15 protein-coding genes are annotated in these 11,991 nt (G+C 64.3%); 12 read left to right on the top strand and 3 right to left on the bottom strand.

Annotated features, from left to right (window positions below; genetic code table 11):
• Positions 1–542: 542 nt before the first annotated feature.
• From fliI to WN72_RS38710, 3 genes are read right to left on the bottom strand one after another with little or no spacing between them, the layout of a single operon-like run.
• Positions 543–1,868, bottom strand: coding sequence for a flagellar protein export ATPase FliI (fliI, locus tag WN72_RS38720; protein ID WP_027565138.1), 1,326 nt, complete (start codon positions 1,866–1,868; stop codon positions 543–545).
• 48 nt (positions 1,869–1,916) lie between these two features.
• The gene (gene flgF, locus WN72_RS38715; RefSeq protein WP_027565137.1) at positions 1,917–2,645 is read right to left on the bottom strand and encodes a flagellar basal-body rod protein FlgF; all 729 of its coding nucleotides are present in this window, start codon (positions 2,643–2,645) and stop codon (positions 1,917–1,919) included.
• Between the two features lie 3 nt (positions 2,646–2,648).
• A complete protein-coding gene (locus WN72_RS38710; RefSeq protein ID WP_027565136.1) occupies positions 2,649–3,437 on the bottom strand; it encodes a DUF1217 domain-containing protein in 789 nt (262 codons plus the stop codon).
• 142 nt (positions 3,438–3,579) lie between these two features.
• On the opposite strand from WN72_RS38710, the gene motA reads away from it, so the two are divergent.
• The 12 genes from motA (at position 3,580) to flgI (ending at position 11,940) form a co-directional block, all read left to right on the top strand.
• Positions 3,580–4,476 (top strand): flagellar motor stator protein MotA, encoded by an 897-nt coding sequence (gene motA, locus WN72_RS38705; protein WP_027565135.1) that lies wholly within the window; start codon positions 3,580–3,582, stop codon positions 4,474–4,476.
• Positions 4,473–5,414, top strand: a complete 942-nt coding sequence (locus WN72_RS38700) for a flagellar motor switch protein FliM (RefSeq protein ID WP_027565134.1) — start codon at positions 4,473–4,475, stop codon at positions 5,412–5,414. Before motA ends, WN72_RS38700 begins: the two co-directional genes overlap by 4 nt.
• Complete coding sequence (locus WN72_RS38695; protein ID WP_027565133.1) at positions 5,395–5,703, top strand: hypothetical protein; 309 nt, start codon at positions 5,395–5,397, stop codon at positions 5,701–5,703. Before WN72_RS38700 ends, WN72_RS38695 begins: the two co-directional genes overlap by 20 nt.
• Before the next feature lie 76 nt (positions 5,704–5,779).
• On the top strand, positions 5,780–6,154 hold the full coding sequence (gene fliN / locus WN72_RS38690) for a flagellar motor switch protein FliN (protein ID WP_027565132.1): 375 nt from the start codon (positions 5,780–5,782) through the stop codon (positions 6,152–6,154).
• A 2-nt stretch (positions 6,155–6,156) separates the two neighbouring features.
• Positions 6,157–7,191 carry a flagellar motor switch protein FliG gene (locus tag WN72_RS38685; protein ID WP_027565131.1) on the top strand — a complete coding sequence of 345 codons (1,035 nt, stop codon included), beginning with the start codon at positions 6,157–6,159 and terminating at the stop codon, positions 7,189–7,191.
• A gap of 13 nt (positions 7,192–7,204) precedes the next feature.
• Positions 7,205–8,290: a flagellar biosynthesis protein FlhB gene (gene flhB, locus WN72_RS38680; RefSeq protein ID WP_027565130.1), complete on the top strand. Its 1,086-nt coding sequence runs from the start codon at positions 7,205–7,207 to the stop codon at positions 8,288–8,290.
• Between the two features lie 64 nt (positions 8,291–8,354).
• Positions 8,355–8,756, top strand: coding sequence for a flagellar basal body rod protein FlgB (gene flgB / locus WN72_RS38675; protein WP_035729250.1), 402 nt, complete (start codon positions 8,355–8,357; stop codon positions 8,754–8,756).
• Positions 8,757–8,767: 11 nt separating this feature from the next.
• Positions 8,768–9,184: a flagellar basal body rod protein FlgC gene (flgC, locus tag WN72_RS38670; RefSeq protein ID WP_027565128.1), complete on the top strand. Its 417-nt coding sequence runs from the start codon at positions 8,768–8,770 to the stop codon at positions 9,182–9,184.
• Positions 9,185–9,186: 2 nt separating this feature from the next.
• On the top strand, positions 9,187–9,516 hold the full coding sequence (gene fliE, locus WN72_RS38665) for a flagellar hook-basal body complex protein FliE (RefSeq protein ID WP_027565127.1): 330 nt from the start codon (positions 9,187–9,189) through the stop codon (positions 9,514–9,516).
• 18 nt (positions 9,517–9,534) lie between these two features.
• The gene (gene flgG / locus WN72_RS38660; protein ID WP_027565126.1) at positions 9,535–10,323 is read left to right on the top strand and encodes a flagellar basal-body rod protein FlgG; all 789 of its coding nucleotides are present in this window, start codon (positions 9,535–9,537) and stop codon (positions 10,321–10,323) included.
• A gap of 13 nt (positions 10,324–10,336) precedes the next feature.
• Complete coding sequence (gene flgA / locus WN72_RS38655; RefSeq protein WP_167381146.1) at positions 10,337–10,813, top strand: flagellar basal body P-ring formation chaperone FlgA; 477 nt, start codon at positions 10,337–10,339, stop codon at positions 10,811–10,813.
• On the top strand, positions 10,810–11,940 hold the full coding sequence (flgI, locus tag WN72_RS38650) for a flagellar basal body P-ring protein FlgI (RefSeq protein WP_092219886.1): 1,131 nt from the start codon (positions 10,810–10,812) through the stop codon (positions 11,938–11,940). The genes flgA and flgI overlap by 4 nt, the downstream gene beginning before the upstream one ends.
• The last annotated feature ends 51 nt before the right edge of the window (positions 11,941–11,991 follow it).

Below are 11,991 nucleotides of genomic sequence, written 5' to 3'. Positions count from 1 at the left end.
TTCTCAACAAAATCAAGTCAAGTCACTCTAGGAGACTGGATGTCGCTCGAAGCAATTGTCACGTTCAAGACAATCTTGTTCTTCGGGACACATGATGGTGATCGTAATATGCAGCATAACAAGTGCCTTTCGAGCAAATATACGATGGTTTGATTGCACGCATATTGCTGTCTGTCGTCGATGCAGCGTGGTCGAAGCTTGTGCATGGCGACGATGCGCATCGGCGCGCCGTCCACAACTTGTGCGATCCGTCAGGGAATCGCCAATGGAACTCGCAGGGATTGCACGCAGCGGTTGTTACCGTAATGCCCGCAAAATGGACCGGTTGGATCCCTTTCATCCCGGTCGCGCGAATCTCGACCGAACGGATGACATGCTTGTGGCGGAAATGTTGGCGATGCGCATGCATATGCGTCGGCAGCGTACATGATCGACTGTCGCGATAATGAGCAGGGCCGGTGTGACGAGCAGCGCGTCGAGAAAGCGCGTCAAAAACAAGAAACTAGAGCTTCGGTTCTGACTCAATCAGAACCGAAAATGCTTCAGTCGCCCCGGAGCATGTCCCGGAGCTCGCGGAACGGGTCGGCGCTCGGCGGAGCCGAGGCGTCTTGCCGCATGGCGCTGTAGATCCTCGGTACCATGTCGATGGCCTGGTCAAGGCCCGAATCACGTCCCGACTGATAGCCGCCCATCAGGCGGAGGTCGCGCGTGTCCTCGTATTTGGCGATCATGGTACGCAGCTTGCTCACCAATTCGCGCTCTTCGGGGTCCCAGACGTTGTGGGCGAGGCGCGAGACCGAGGCTAGCACGTCCACGGCCGGATAGCGCGCCTGGTCGGCGATGTGCCTGGAGAGCACGATGTGGCCGTCGAGCGTGCCGCGGATGGTGTCGGCGATTGGCTCGTTGTGATCGTCGCCGTCGACCAGCACGGAGAAAATGCCGGTGATCGAACCGGATCCCTCCTCGCCGGGCCCGGCGCGCTCCAGCAGGCGCGGCAGGTCGGTGAAAACAGTCGGTGCATAGCCGCGCGCGACCGCGGGCTCGCCGGCGGCCAGCGCGACCTCGCGGGCGGCGTGGGCGAAACGGGTGATCGAATCGACCACGAGCAGCACCGATTCGCCCCGGTCGCGGAAATATTCGGCGACCGCCATGGCCGTCTTCGGCGCCAGCCGCCGCATCATCGGGCTTTCATCTCCCGTCGATACGATGGTGACGGCGCGGTTGCGGTTGGTGCCGAGCACGTCCTCGATGAATTCGCGCACCTCACGGCCGCGCTCGCCGACGAGCGCCAGCACGACGGTGTCGAAGCCCTGGCTGCGGGCGAGCATCGCAAGCAGCGTCGACTTGCCGACGCCGGAGCCGGCGAAGATGCCGACGCGCTGGCCGGCGCAGATCGGGGCGAACAGGTCGATGACGCGCACGCCGGTGCGCAGCGGCTTGTGCACGCGCGCGCGCTTCATGGCCGACGGCGCCTCGGCCTCGGCCGAGACGGCCCGCGACCCCGGCGTGAGCGGGCCCTGCCCATCCAGCGGGGCGCCAAGCGCGTTGATGACGCGGCCCTTCCAGCTCGGATCGGGCGCGAAGGACAAGGGCGGCATCCGATAGGCGACGGAGCCGAGGCCGCCGGCAAATTGCCGGTCGAACGGCTTGGCGATGATGCCATCGCTGTCGATCCGCACCACCTCGCCGATCTGCGGCTTGCCGCCGGAATTGACGCCGATGAGTTCACCGAGCCTGACGAAGCGCGACAGGCCGGAGACACGGAAATGCGTCGGCGCGATCTCGGAGATCGCGCCGCTGACGCTGGCCAGGGGAGTGCTCTGCTGAAGCTCCAGCAGCGCCCACTCGAGTTGCCGAAGAGCGTTCAAGGAAATCGTCCACCATCAATGCGCACGCGGCGCAAACTACTTGCAGGTCTATTTGCCCGGCTCGCCCAGCGTCCGGATTGCATTCTGGAGCGAGCTCTCGGTGCCCTCGATCATCGAATTGGTGCCGTCGAAGGCGCGCGAAGCCGCGATCAGCTTCGTCAATTCCATCATCGGATTGGCGCCGGAGCCTTCGACATAGCCCTGCTTGAAGCCGTCGCGGGAGAAATCGGCGATGGCGGTCGCGGGCCGGTCGGGCGTGACGCCGGAATTGCCGTAGCGCTCGAGGTTGGCATCGGCGGGGATGTTGAACAGGCCGATGGTGCCGATCTCGTTGTTGTCCTGGGTGATCGCGCCGCTGCGCGCGATCGAGATCGGTCCGCCGTTCGGGTCGAGCGTGATCTGCGCGCCGCCGGCATCGATCACCGGGAAGCCGGCCACGGTCTGAAGATCGCCGTTGGGAGCGATCTGGAGGCGGCCGTCGCGGGTATAGACCGTGCCGTTCGGGCCGGCGAAGGCGATCCAGCCCTGGCCGACCACGGCGACGTCGAGCGGGTTGCCGCTTTCGGTGATGCTGCCTTGCTCGCGCGAGATGATGTTGTCGCCGGGCGAGGAGAAGGCGACTGGGTTCGCGCCGGCCTTGGACAGCACCGTCTCGAATTTCACCACGTCGGTGCGGAACGCCGCCGTGTTCACGTTGGCGACGTTGTTGGCGATGGTCTGGAGGCGCTTTTCGAGCGCGACCTGCGCCGACAATCCCACATAGAGAGCCGATTGCATGACTTACCTGTTGAAGCGAATGTTCTGAAGCGTCGTGAGCATGTCGGTATCCAGGCTCACCGATGTCGAGGCGCCGGCGATCAGCACCAGCGCGGGATTGGTCGAATTGTCGCTCTGGGCCTGGGTCGCATCCCACATCGCGGCAAAGCGCTGCACGAACTTGGTGACCTTGGTCGGGTCCTGGAAATCGGTGAGATCGATCTTGTCCGTGATCATCTTTGCCTGGGCGTCGATGTCGGACGAGCTGATCGTCGACGACCAGCCCATGGCGGTCTGGACCACCTGGGTCAGCGCCTTGTCGGCGAGGATCTGGTAGGCGTTCGTGATCGTGGAAGCCTTGCGGGTGAAATAGAGCGCGAGCCGCAGGCCCTCGTTCTGGTTGCCGGCGTTCTCCTCCAGCGTCTGCGTGACGTATTGGGTCGCCGTGCCGGTCGTGGCCGCGGTGGTCGAGGTCGCCTGGTCGCCGAGGGCGGCGAAATTGAAGGCGGTGGCGAACTGCCGGTAGCGGGTGTCGGAGAGCTTGTTGGCGAAAGCGTCCTGGTCCGAGACACCCTCGGTCAGCACCTTGCGCATGAACGCCTTGGCGTAGGTCATGTCGCTGAGGCCATAGGCCTTCATCGCATAGGAATAGAGGCGGTAGTCGTTCAGGAAGTCGTCGATCGTCTTCACGTTGCCGATATGGCTGAGGAAGTAATCGGTATCGCGGCTGACATCGGGCTGCGTCGCGACTTGCGTCATCGACTTGCTCATGTCCGTGGTCAGTCTGGTGTAGTCCGCGATGGTGGATAGCATGGCCCGCGCCCCTCTGGCCGCTGTTGCGGCGTGTCCCAAGCTGCCGTCAATTGCTTGCGCGGGGCTGGCGATGCGGCAAGCCAGCTTCGCGCAAGCGTCGCCGACTAGATATTCCCAGTGGGATCGGCGATGGAGCGGCGTGTTGGGCAGTTTCGTGGGGATTTTCATCACGGTAGCGGCGCTGCTCGGCGGCTTTGCCGCCATGGGCGGGCATCTGGCCGTGCTCATGCAGCCGTGGGAATTCGTGATCATCATAGGCACCGCGGTCGGCACCTTCATCCTAGCCAATCCGTGGAAGACGGTCATCGACACTGGGGTCGCCTGCATGCAGGCCGTCACCAACGCCGTGCCGGGACAGCGCTATTACCTCGACCTGCTCGGGGCGCTGCACGCCCTGATGCGCGAGCTGCGGGGCAAGGGCCGCAACGAGGTGGAAGCCCATATCGACGACCCCTCGTCCTCCGAGATCTTCAAGGCGTTCCCGAGCGTGCTCGGCGACCCCTCGCTGCTCCAGTTCATCTGCGACTATGTCCGTCTCATCATCATGGGCAACGCGCGCACCCACGAGATCGAAGCGCTGATGGACGAGGAGATCCACACCATCGTGAAGAGCAAGCTGGCACCCTACCATGCGCTGGTGACGGTGTCCGAGGCGATGCCGGCGCTCGGCATCGTCGCCGCGGTGCTCGGCGTCATCAAGGCGATGGGCGCGCTCGACCAGTCGCCGAAGCTGCTCGGCGGCTTCATCGGCGCGGCCCTGGTCGGTACCTTCGCAGGCATCTTCATTTCCTACGGTGTGCTTTCGCCCTTCGCGATCAAGATCAAGATGACGCGCGAGAAGAAGTGCCGGCCCTACATCATCGTCAAGCAGACGCTGCTGGCCTTCATGAACGGCGCCATGCCGCAGATCGCCGTCGAGCACGGCCGCAAGATGATCTCGAGCAACGAGCGTCCGTCGATCGACGTCGTCGAGAACGAGACGATCGCCGGCCCCAAGGCGGTCCCGACCGAGGCTGAACCGAAGGCGGCCCGCGCATGACGATGGAAGACGTCGAGGTCGATCAGCGGAAGCAGCTGCCGAACTACCTGCTCGATGCGGCGGGTATCTCGATCGAACGCATGCCGATGCTCAATGTGATCTTCGATCGCATGGCGGCATCGTGCACTGACAGCCTGCAGCCGATGGCGGGAACGCCGTGCTATTTCTCGGTCAATGGCATCACCAACGACCCCCTCGGCGACATCATCAAGGACTACGAGGGCAATGCGGTCGCCGCCGTGCTCTATGCCGAGCAGTGGGATTCTCGCGTCATCATCATGCTGGACCGCGATTTCGTGTTCACGATGGTCGAGGCGATGTTCGGCTCCGACGGGGCCGAGCCGCCGCTCGATGTCGAGCGCACCTTCTCGAACATCGAGATCCGCCTGGTCCAGGCGCTGTTCGAGCGGTTCGCCAAGGCGCTGCAGGGCGCCTTTGCCGGCACGTCCAACGTCACCTTCCGTGTCGAGCGGGTCGAGACGGCGATGGCGTCGCTGGCGATCGGCCGCAGCAGCAACATGTCGATCTGCGCGAACATGATGGTGCAGGCGCTCTATCGCGGCGGCCAGATGTTCCTGATCATTCCGCACTCTGCGCTCAACCCGCTGCGCCAGAAGCTCGCCCATGTCGTCGTCAGCGACGGCCGTGCGTCGGATCCGCGTTGGCGCGAGCAGATGGAGAGCGAGGTCAACAAGACCGAAGTGACGTTGACTGCCGTGCTCGACGAGAAGATGATAACCCTCGACGATGTCGTGAAGTTCCACGTCGGCCAGGTGCTCGAGCTCGAAGCCACGCCGCGCACGCTGGCCCGTCTCGAAAGCAACAACCAGGTGCTGTTCTGGTGTCAGATCGGCCAGCTCGATGGCTATTATGCCATGCAGGTGTCCGATCCCGTCGATCAGAAACGGGAGTTCGTCGATGATATCCTATCTCGTTGATGCCGTGCTCTTGATTGCGCTCGCCTTCACCAGCATGCGGGTGACCCGGATGCACCGCGAGCTGGCGCGCTTGCGCAGTTACCAGGGCGAGTTCTCGACCATCGTCCACGAGACGGCGGGCGCCTTCGACACCGTCATCACCGCTGCGCACGATTCCACGGCGAATCTCGGCCGGCTCGCCAACGTGCTGAGCACGAAGATCGATCAGGCTCACGAGGCGATTGCGGCGCTCGATGCAAGGAGCGGGCTCGCGTCCGCCACAGGCGGCGCCGACGTGAACAAACATTGAAGCCGGAGCAGGCTGAACACATACGACCGGAACGTCGCGGCGCTCCGGGGGCGGAACTACCAAGAGGCGATACCACATGGCGCAATCCTTCGACTATGAGTCTGCATCTGCATCTGACGAGACCGAGGCGTCTCCGCTGGAGCGGCTGGCCGAGATTGCCGCGCGCACGGCGGAGGAGACCGGCAAGTTCGCCAACGTCGATGCCATCATGCGGATTCCCGTCACCATGCAGGTGGTGCTCGGCTCGGCGACCATTCCGGTCGCGAACCTGATGAAGCTCGGCCGCGGCGCGGTGGTCCCGCTCGACCACCGGGTCGGCGAGCCCGTCGATGTCGTCGTCAACGGCCGCATCGTCGCCCGCGGCGAGGTGGTTGTCGTCGAAGAGGACAACTCCCGCTTCGGCGTCTCGCTCACGGAGATCGTCGGACCGCTGGGGCAGGGTGATACCTGACCATGGCGGCACAGGTCGCTCCCATCAAGCAGCGAGGCGTTGCCACGCTGGGTGGAACGGAAAAGGTCGCAGCGCTGCTGCTGGCCATGGGCCGGCAGGCGGCCGCGAGCGTGCTCGCGCAGTTCGAGCCGCAGGATATCCGCATCGTCACCAAGGCCGCGGCGGAGCTGCGGCCGATCACCGCGCAGGAGCTCGAGGGAATCGTCGAGGAGTTCGCCCAGCAGTTCTCGATGGGCGCCAACATCCTCGGCACGCTCGGCGGGCTCGAGGCCGTGCTCGGCGACGTGCTTCCGGCCGACCAGGTCACGGCGATCATGTCGGACCTGCTCGGCAATTCGAGCCGCTCGGTGTGGGACCGCGTCTCGTCGGTGTCGGAAAATTCGCTGGCAACCTACCTCTCCAAGGAGCATCCGCAGACCGCGGCGCTGATCCTGTCCAAGGTCAAGCCGTCCTGCGCTGCCAAGGTGATGAGCCAGCTGCCGTCGAGCCTGCGCAACGAGCTGATGCGGCGCGTGCTCAGTCTCAAGCCGATCGTCGACGACGCGATGAAGGTTCTCGAGAAGACGCTCCACGAGGATCTGACGCTGAACTTCGCCCGCAACCTCGGCGCGGATACCTATGCCCGCGTCGCCGACATCATCAACAAGATGGAGCGCGGCCACATCGAGGACATGCTGAAGAGCCTGTCGGAGAAGCGGCCGAAGTCGGCCGAAGTGCTGAAGGAGCTGCTGTTCACCTTCGACGACGTCATCAATCTGGCCCCGAAGGCGCGCACGATGATCTTCGATCAGGTGCCGACCGATCGCATCGTCGTCGCACTGAAGGGCACCGACAAGCATTTCCGCGAAACCATCCTGTCCGCGGTTGCCTCGCGCGTTCGCCGTGTCGTCGAGAGCGAACTTGCCATCGGCGAGCCGTCGAACCAGCGCGACGTGCTGGAGGCGCGCCGCGTCATCACCGATCTCGCACTCGACCTCGCGGAGAAGGGCGAAATCGAGCTCAACCCCGACCAGGAGGATGAGCTGGTCTTCCGCTGACCGCTGAACGGGCATGGCAGAAACATCCGATCAGGACAGCAAGACAGAAGAGCCGACCGAGAAGAAAGTCCGCGATGCGCTCGAACAGGGCAACATTCCGGTCTCTCGGGAGGCGCCCATCTTCGCCTCGATGGCCGCGTTGATGGTGATCCTGACGTTCCTGATCGGTCGGGGCGTGCAGCAAATAACGCTGACCTTGAAGGGTCTTCTCGACGACCCTGACGGATTCCCGCTCGGTGCGCCGGCTGATGCGCTGAACCTGCTTACCGTCGTGGGGCTCGAGGCGCTGCGCTTCCTGACGCCGTTGCTCGTCATCTTCGCCGTGTTCGGGCTGGCAGCCCAGCTGCTGCAGAATGCGCCCAACCTGGTGCTCCAGCGCATCATGCCGGACCTTTCGCGGATTTCTCCACTGAACGGCTGGAAGCGGCTGTTCGGAACGCAAGGCCTCGTCGAATTCGCCAAGTCGATGTTCAAGCTCGCCTCGGTGAGCGCCGTCGTCGCCTTCGTGCTGCGCTCGTCCGAAGCGAAGGCCTTCGAGGCGATGTACACCGATCCGGTCGCACTGCCGGAGATGATCCTCAGCATCGCGATGCGGATCGTCTCGGCGATCTGCATCGCCACCATCGTCCTGGTCGCGATCGATCTCGCCTGGGCGCGCTTCCATTGGCGGCGCGAGCTGCGCATGACCAAGCAGGAGATCAAGGACGAGCACAAGCAGGCGGAGGGCGATCCGCTGATCAAGGCCCGCCTGCGCTCGCTGGCGCGTGATCGCTCGCGGCAGCGCATGATCGCTTCGGCGGCGCGCGCGACGCTCGTGATCGCGAACCCGACGCATTTTGCGATCGCGCTGCGCTACAAGCGCGAGGAGAACGCGGCGCCCCTGGTCGTGGCCAAGGGCATGGACGTGATCGCGCTGAAGATCCGCGAAGTCGCCGAGCAGAACCGGATTCCGGTGATCGAGAACAAGGCGCTGGCGCGCGCGCTCTACGAGGCGGTACAGGTCGATCAGGTGATCCCGGCGGAGTTCTTCCGGCCCGTCGCCGAGATCATCTACTTCCTGCAGTCGAAGCAGGCGCCGCGGCCCGAGAAGGTCCAGTAGATTTCCGAGGATGGCGCTTCGCGCAACAGCTTGACGAAAGCTTAACGCCCTAGGGTTCTCCCGAATGGACCAGAATGGGGCTGTCGTGGGACCGCTTTATCTCTTCGAACTCGCATCGTCGCAGGCGCGTTACCTCGAGCTCCGCCAGCAGACCATCGCGACCAACGTCGCCAACGCCAACACGCCGGGCTTCAAGGCGCGCGACGTCGAGCCCTTCAACAAGGTGCTCGACACGATGCCGGTCAGGCTTGCGACGACATCGCCGTCGCACATGCAGCTGTCTGCGGCCGAGACCGACACGCGCGCGACCGCCAAGAAGGACAGCTGGGAAGTGGTCCACTCCGGCAACTCGGTCAGCCTCGAGCAGGAAATGATCAAGGGCAACGACGTCAATCGCGACTACTCGATGAACGCGGCCGTCGTGCGCTCGTTCCACCGCATGCTGCTGTCGAGCGCGAAGACCTGAGGTGAATTGATATGCTGGACGCACTGAGTGCCTCTCTGACGGTCGCGAGCTCCGGGCTCGAAGCGCAGTCGACGCGCATGCGCATCGTCTCGGAAAACCTCGCCAACGCCACGGCTACCGGCCGCACCGCCGGCGCCGATCCGTATCAGCGCAAGACCATCACCTTCGATGCCGCGATGGACCGCGCCTCCGGTGCCCAGCTTGCGAAGATCAAGGAGATCGGGGTCGACACCACGCCTTATCGCGTCGAGTACGATCCGGGCCATCCCGCCGCCGACAAGGCCGGCTACGTCAAGCTGCCGAACGTCAACATGATGATCGAGATGGCCGACATGCGGGAAGTCAACCGGTCGTATGAAGCCAATCTCCAGGTCGTGAAGCAGGTGCGCTCGATGCTCGGCATGACCATCGACCTTCTGAGGAGCTGACAATGCTTGAGGCGATTTCATCCACCGCGATCTCCGCTGGGCAGGCCGCGTCCCGCGCGACGGAGACACAGGCCGTCGCGCCGTCGGCGCCGAGCGCGATCCAGTCCACCGACGATCTCGGCTTCGAGTCGGTGATGAAGCAGGTGACGACGGACGCCATCGGCACGCTGAAGGCGGGCGAGGCGGCGTCGATCTCGGCGATGCAGGGCAAGGAGTCGACGCGGAAGGTCGTCGAGGCGCTGATGTCGGCCGAGCAGGCCATGCAGACGGCGGTCGCGGTCCGCGACAAGGTCGTGCAGGCCTACCAAGAAGTCGTTCGGATGTCGATTTGATCTGAGGGAGTGACGATCGTGAAATCGCTCGCCATTGCGGCCACGGGCATGAACGCCCAGCAGACCAACATCGAAGTCATCGCGAACAACATCGCCAACATCAACTCGACCTCGTACAAGCGGGCGCGCGCGGAATTCACCGATCTGTTCTACCAGATGGACCGCATGCAGGGCGTCGCGAACGTCAACGGCTCCTCGCCGATCCCGGAAGGCGCCAATCTCGGCCTCGGCGTCAAGTCGGCGGCGATCCGCAAGCTGCACATCCAGGGCGCGCTGACGCAGACCGGCAACCCCTACGATCTCGCCATCAACGGCCGTGGCTGGTTTCAGGTGCTGGGTCCCAACAACGAGGTGCAATACACCCGCGCGGGCTCGTTCAACACCAATGCCAACGGCCAGCTCGTCACCATCGACGGCTACCTGCTGGATCCCGCGATCACGGTGCCGCAGGGAACGGTCCAGGTCACGGTCAACCAGACCGGACAGGTGTTTGCCAAGCTCGACACCGAAATCAACCCACGGCAGATCGGCCAGCTCAATCTTGCCAATTTCGCCAACGAAGCCGGCCTCGAGCCGCTCGGCAGCAATCTCTATCGTGAGACGACGGCGTCGGGTACGCCCGTCGTCGGCCTGCCGGGCGATTCCGGCTACGGCAAGATCAACCAGCAATATCTCGAAGCCTCGAACGTCGATCCGGTCAAGGAGATTACCGAATTGATCTCGGCGCAGCGCGCCTACGAGATGAATGCCAAGGTCATCCAGGCCTCGGATGAAATGGCCTCGACCGTATCGAAGGGCCTTCGCTAGTTCCGGTGTCTCCATGTTGAACAGGGTGGGCCTGATGGTGCGCGGGTTGGCCGCCGTGCTGCTGGTTCTGGTCTCGGCGCGCGGCGCCTTGGCCGAGGAGAAGCGGCTTCCCGTGCCGGCCGTGTCGATCCGCGCCGGCGAGCTGATCCGGGACGACATGATCACGGAGCGCGTCTTCGCGCCGAACGTGCTTGGCGTTGCCATGTTCATCGAAGGACGCCAGGTCCTGGTCGGCCGGATGGCGCGGCGCAACTTGCTGCCGGGCCAGCCGATCCCGACCAACTCGGTCGAAGAGCCCTGGACCGTCGCACGCGGCGCCATGGTCAAGGTCGTGGTCGAGGACAGCGGCCTGTCGATCGTCACTTACGGCTCGGCGATGCAGCAGGGCGCGCCCGGCGCGCTGATCCCGGTGCGCAACACCGATACTGGCGTGATCATCAGGGGCATCGTCCAGCCGGACGGAACCGTCAAGGTCATGGACGGGTCATGACCAGGTTCCTGCTCGCACTCGTCCTCCTCCTCTCCGCCGCCAGCGCCCAGGCCGCCGTCCGCATCAAGGACATCGCGGACATCAAGGGACTGCGCGAAAATCAGATCGTCGGCTACGGCCTCGTTATCGGCCTGAACGGCACCGGCGACACGCTCCGCAACGCGCCGTTCACGGAGCAGTCCCTGCAATCGATGCTCGAGAACATGGGCATCAACGTCAGGAACGAGACCACCAGCACCAACAATCCGCCGCGTCCGACCACGCTGCGCACGCGTAACGTCGCCGCCGTGATGGTGACCGCGGATCTGCAGCCCTCGATCGGGCCCGGCGAGCGCATGGATGTGACGGTGTCGTCGCTCGGCGATGCGACCTCGCTGCTCGGCGGCACGCTGGTGATGACGTCGCTGCGTGCGGCCGACGGCGCAGTCTATGCGGTGGCGCAAGGCGCGGTCACGGTCGCCGGCTACAGTGTCGGAGGCCAGGCGCAGAACGTCAGCCAGGGCACGCCGACCGCGGGACGCATTCCGAACGGCGCGCTGGTCGAGCGCGAGGTGCAGGGAAGTCTCCACGAGATGGAATTCCTGGTGCTGGAGCTCAAGAACCCCGATTTCGTCACCGCGACGCGCATCCTCGACGCCATCAACCGCTACGCCGGCGGCCGCTATCGGGCGCAGATCGCCTTCGAGCGCGATTATCGCACGATCGTGCTGTCGAAGCCTCGCTATGTCGGGCCGGTCCGCTTTCTCGCGGAAGTCGGTGAGCTGACGGTCGAGCCTGATACCCCGGCGCGGGTGGTGATCAACGAGCGTACCGGCACGGTGGTGATCGGACGTGACGTGCGCATTTCGACCGTCGCCGTGACGCACGGCAATCTGACGGTTCGTGTCACCGAGCTTCCGGTGGTGTCGCAGCCGGCGCCGTTCTCGCAAGGGCAGACCGTCGTCGTGCCCCAGACCATCGTCGAGGCCAATGAAGCCGGATCGCAGGTGGCGATCCTCAGTGGCGTCGATCTCCAACGTCTGGTGCGCGGCCTGAACCAGATCGGCCTGAAGCCGTCCGGCATCATCGCGATCCTCCAGGCCATCAAGACCGCCGGTGCGCTCCAGGCTGACGTCATCGTGCAATGATGCACAAGCGTCGTGCAAGCTTGGTCGCTCAATGCTCAGGTCTCGACCGAG

It is taken from the genome of Bradyrhizobium arachidis (assembly GCF_015291705.1).
GTDB classification, from domain to species: Bacteria; Pseudomonadota; Alphaproteobacteria; order Rhizobiales; family Xanthobacteraceae; genus Bradyrhizobium; species Bradyrhizobium arachidis.
Note: the sequence above shows the minus strand (reverse complement) of the source record. Positions and strands in the feature narration are given on the sequence as shown.